The sequence below is a fragment of the Gordonia malaquae genome (assembly GCF_037148075.1).
Taxonomy (GTDB): domain Bacteria; phylum Actinomycetota; class Actinomycetes; order Mycobacteriales; family Mycobacteriaceae; genus Gordonia; species Gordonia malaquae.
The window spans coordinates 1-5,372 of sequence record NZ_JBBCUB010000010.1 but is presented as its reverse complement, the minus strand read 5'-3'; the positions used below and the strand labels follow the sequence as shown (position 1 = coordinate 5,372).

Below are 5,372 nucleotides of genomic sequence, written 5' to 3'. Positions count from 1 at the left end.
ATGTTGAGTTCGGCGGTGTCCTACTCTCCCACACTGACTAAAGTGCAGTACCATCGGCGCTGGAGGGCTTAGCTTCCGGGTTCGGAATGGGGCCGGGCGTTTCCCCTCCGCTATAGCCACCGAAACAATATGAAACTATCACCAACCACAACCCCCCAAAAAAGGGGATCACAGTCGTGTGTTGTTTCAGAAGTAGATAGTGGATGCGACCATCACAGACACAAAAACGTGTGTCACGAATGCGTGTGAGTGTTGTTAGTAAGTCCTCGGCCTATTAGTACCAGTCACCTGAACACATTACTATGCTTACAGTTCTGGCCTATCAACCCCATAGTCTGTAGGGGGCCTTACCCACCCCGAAGGGTGGTGAGAAACCTCATCTTGGAACAGGCTTCCCGCTTAGATGCTTTCAGCGGTTATCCCTTCCGAACGTAGCTAACCAGCAGTGCTCCTGGCGGAACAACTGGCACACCAGAGGTTCGTCCGTCCCGGTCCTCTCGTACTAGGGACAGGTTTCCTCAAGTTTCTAATCGCGCGCGGCGGATAGAGACCGAACTGTCTCACGACGTTCTAAACCCAGCTCGCGTGCCGCTTTAATGGGCGAACAGCCCAACCCTTGGGACCTACTCCAGCCCCAGGATGCGACGAGCCGACATCGAGGTGCCAAACCATCCCGTCGATATGGACTCTTGGGGAAGATCAGCCTGTTATCCCCGGGGTACCTTTTATCCGTTGAGCGACACCGCTTCCACTTGCCGGTGCCGGATCACTAGTCCCGACTTTCGTCCCTGCTCGACATGTACGTCTCACAGTCAAGCTCCCTTGTGCACTTACACTCAACACCTGATTGCCATCCAGGCTGAGGGAACCTTTGGGCGCCTCCGTTACATTTTAGGAGGCAACCGCCCCAGTTAAACTACCCACCAGGCACTGTCCCTGAACCCGATCAGGGTCCGAGGTTAGAAGCCCAATACGATCAGAGTGGTATTTCAACAACGACTCCACCAACACTAGCGTGCCAGCTTCACAGTCTCCCACCTATCCTACACAAACCGTACCGAACACCAATACCAAGCTATAGTGAAGGTCCCGGGGTCTTTTCGTCCTGCCGCGCGAAACGAGCATCTTTACTCGTACTGCAATTTCGCCGAGTCTGTGGTTGAGACAGCAGAGAAGTCGTTACGCCATTCGTGCAGGTCGGAACTTACCCGACAAGGAATTTCGCTACCTTAGGATGGTTATAGTTACCACCGCCGTTTACTGGGGCTTAAATTCTCAGCTTCGCGGAACAAGTCCACTAACCGGTCCTCTTAACCTTCCAGCACCGGGCAGGCGTCAGTCCGTATACATCGTCTTACGACTTCGCACGGACCTGTGTTTTTAGTAAACAGTCGCTTCTCTCTGGTCTCTGCGACCACAACCAGCTCACACCGCAAAGAGTGATCACCAGCCATGGCCCCCCTTCTCCCGAAGTTACGGGGGTAATTTGCCGAGTTCCTTAACCACAGTTATCTCGATCGCCTTAGTATTCTCTACCTGACCACCTGTGTCGGTTTGGGGTACGGGCCGTGCACCAACTCACTAGAGGCTTTTCTCGGCAGCATAGGATCACTGAATTCACCAAAACGGCTACGCATCACCTCTCAGGATCAATGTGACACGGATTTGCCTATGTCACTCCCTACAGGCTTACACCAGTACAACCACTGACTGGCCCAGCTACCTTCCTGCGTCACCCCATCGCTTGACTACTACACCCAAGGTCCCACGCAGCCACACCAAGACAACCCCGAAAGGTCGAAACAGTGCTTTTGGATGGTTAGTACAGATGATTCGCCACTGGGCGCGGATACACGGGTACGGGAATATCAACCCGTTGTCCATCGACTACGCCTGTCGGCCTCGCCTTAGGTCCCGACTCACCCTGGGCGGATTAACCTGGCCCAGGAACCCTTGGTCATTCGGCGGACAAGTTTCTCACTTGTCTTTCGCTACTCATGCCTGCATTCTCACTCCCACACCCTCCACCACTAGATCACTCTGCGGCTTCCACGGATGCAGGACGCTCCCCTACCCACCCACACCACTAGACAACCCCCCAAAAGGGGTCGCCGATGTACATGTGTGAGTGCCGCGGCTTCGGCGGTGTACTTGAGCCCCGCTACATTGTCGGCGCAGGATCACTTGACCAGTGAGCTATTACGCACTCTTTCAAGGGTGGCTGCTTCTAAGCCAACCTCCTGGTTGTCTTCGCGACCCCACATCCTTTTCCACTTAGTACACGCTTAGGGGCCTTAGCCGGCGATCTGGGCTGTTTCCCTCTCGACTACGAAGCTTATCCCCCGCAGTCTCACTGCCACGCTCTCACTTACCGGCATTCGGAGTTTGGCTGACGTCAGTAACCTTGTAGGGCCCATCGGCCATCCAGTAGCTCTACCTCCAGTAAGAAACACGTGACGCTGCACCTAAATGCATTTCGGGGAGAACCAGCTATCACGGAGTTTGATTGGCCTTTCACCCCTACCCACAACTCATCCCCTCCATTTTCAACTGAAGTGGGTTCGGGCCTCCACAAAGTCTTACCTCTGCTTCACCCTGGCCATGGGTAGATCACTCCGCTTCGGGTCTAGACCCAGCGACTCATGCGCCCTATTCAGACTCGCTTTCGCTACGGCTACCCCACACGGGTTAACCTTGCCACTGAGCACTAACTCGCAGGCTCATTCTTCAAAAGGCACGCCATCACCCCACCCCAAAGGGAAGGCTCTGACGGATTGTAAGCGTCCGGTTTCAGGTACTATTTCACTCCCCTCCCGGGGTACTTTTCACCTTTCCCTCACGGTACTAGTCCGCTATCGGTCACCAGAGAGTATTTAGGCTTACCGGGTGGTCCCGGCAGATTCACAGCAGATTCCACGAGCCCGCTGCTACTTGGGAAACACCAAAGCCAGACCACAAGTTTTCGGTTACGGGACTCTCACCCCCTACGGCAGACCATTCCAGGCCACTTCACCTAACCCATGATTTTCTTACTGACCTCACCGCCGGCAGACGATGACATGATGCTCCCACAACCCCACACGCACAACCCCTGCCGGGTATCACATACGCGCAGTTTAGCCCCATCCGCTTTCGCTCGCCACTACTCACGGAATCACTATTGTTTTCTCTTCCTGTGGGTACTGAGATGTTTCACTTCCCCACGTTCCCTCCACACTCCCTATACATTCAGAAGTGGGTAACACGACATAACTCGTGCTGGGTTTCCCCATTCGGACACCCTCGGATCACAGCTCGTTTGACAACTCCCCGAGGACTATCGCGGCCTACCACGTCCTTCATCGGCTCCTGGTACCAAGGCATCCACCGAACGCCCTAAAACACTTACAACAACACCCACAAACACCCCACAACCCCAACGAGGCTCTGGAACGAATGTGGACATCACATTTCAATTCAACATACTTTTTGAAATTGCAATACAAAACACCCTGACACGTGTCAAGATGCTCGCATCCACTATCCACTTCTCAAACAACACACACCCACCCACCCCCACACCCGACAAACGGGCGGAAAGTCAGCAAGCAGTCTAGAAAGAACAACAACCGACAGAATCAACTGCCGGCCGGTGTGTTCTCTCAGAACCCCGATAGTGTGCAAAAAGCAGCCATGCAGTCACCCGCATGACTACCACCAGCCACGCCGACCACTCTGTGGGTCGACCCAGCCATATATGCGGTGGCGTCTTGTGTTTCACCCATGAACAAACACCAACCATCATCACATTCGGATGACGCGTTGGGTGTTGTCTGCTCCTTAGAAAGGAGGTGATCCAGCCGCACCTTCCGGTACGGCTACCTTGTTACGACTTCGTCCCAATCGCCGATCCCACCTTCGACGGCTCCCTCCCCGAGGGGTTAGGCCACCGGCTTCGGGTGTTACCGACTTTCATGACGTGACGGGCGGTGTGTACAAGGCCCGGGAACGTATTCACCGCAGCGTTGCTGATCTGCGATTACTAGCGACTCCGACTTCATGGGGTCGAGTTGCAGACCCCAATCCGAACTGAGACGCGCTTTAAGGGATTCGCTCCACCTCACGGTCTCGCAGCCCTCTGTACGCGCCATTGTAGCATGTGTGAAGCCCTGGACATAAGGGGCATGATGACTTGACGTCATCCCCACCTTCCTCCGAGTTGACCCCGGCAGTCTCCTGCAAGTCCCCACCATTACGTGCTGGCAATACAGGACAAGGGTTGCGCTCGTTGCGGGACTTAACCCAACATCTCACGACACGAGCTGACGACAGCCATGCACCACCTGTACACCAACCACAAGGGAATATGTATCTCTACATACGTCTGGTGTATGTCAAACCCAGGTAAGGTTCTTCGCGTTGCATCGAATTAATCCACATGCTCCGCCGCTTGTGCGGGCCCCCGTCAATTCCTTTGAGTTTTAGCCTTGCGGCCGTACTCCCCAGGCGGGGTACTTAATGCGTTAGCTACGGCACGGAACTCGTGAAATGAGCCCCACACCTAGTACCCACCGTTTACGGCGTGGACTACCAGGGTATCTAATCCTGTTCGCTCCCCACGCTTTCGCTCCTCAGCGTCAGTTACTACCCAGAGACCCGCCTTCGCCACCGGTGTTCCTCCTGATATCTGCGCATTTCACCGCTACACCAGGAATTCCAGTCTCCCCTGTAGTACTCAAGTCTGCCCGTATCGCCTGCACGCCTGCAATTGAGTTGCAGAATTTCACAGACGACGCGACAAACCGCCTACGAGCTCTTTACGCCCAGTAATTCCGGACAACGCTCGCACCCTACGTATTACCGCGGCTGCTGGCACGTAGTTGGCCGGTGCTTCTTCTGCAGGTACCGTCACTTGCGCTTCGTCCCTGCCGAAAGAGGTTTACAACCCGAAGGCCGTCATCCCTCACGCGGCGTCGCTGCATCAGGCTTGCGCCCATTGTGCAATATTCCCCACTGCTGCCTCCCGTAGGAGTCTGGGCCGTGTCTCAGTCCCAGTGTGGCCGATCACCCTCTCAGGTCGGCTACCCGTCGTCGCCTTGGTAGGCCATTACCCCACCAACAAGCTGATAGGCCGCGGGCCCATCCCAAACCGCAAAAGCTTTCCACCAACCACCATGAAGCAGAAGGTCATATCCAGTATTAGACCCAGTTTCCCAGGCTTATCCCAGAGTTTGGGGCAGATCACCCACGTGTTACTCACCCGTTCGCCACTCGAGTACCCCCGAAGGGGCCTTTCCGTTCGACTTGCATGTGTTAAGCACGCCGCCAGCGTTCGTCCTGAGCCAGGATCAAACTCTCCAACAAAAAATGTGAAACAAACACACCCCAAAGAG

Annotated in this window: 3 rRNA genes; all 3 read right to left on the bottom strand. The window is 55.0% G+C overall.

Annotated elements, in window-relative coordinates:
• Positions 1 to 7: 7 nt before the first annotated feature.
• Positions 8 to 124 (bottom strand): 5S ribosomal RNA (rrf, locus tag WFK36_RS22695).
• Positions 125 to 254: 130 nt separating this feature from the next.
• Positions 255 to 3,390: ribosomal RNA gene (locus WFK36_RS22690) — 23S ribosomal RNA — on the bottom strand.
• 433 nt (positions 3,391 to 3,823) lie between these two features.
• A 16S ribosomal RNA gene (locus WFK36_RS22685) occupies positions 3,824 to 5,343 on the bottom strand.
• The 16S, 23S and 5S rRNA genes sit together here, the layout of an rRNA operon.
• Between the last annotated feature and the right edge of the window lie 29 nt (positions 5,344 to 5,372).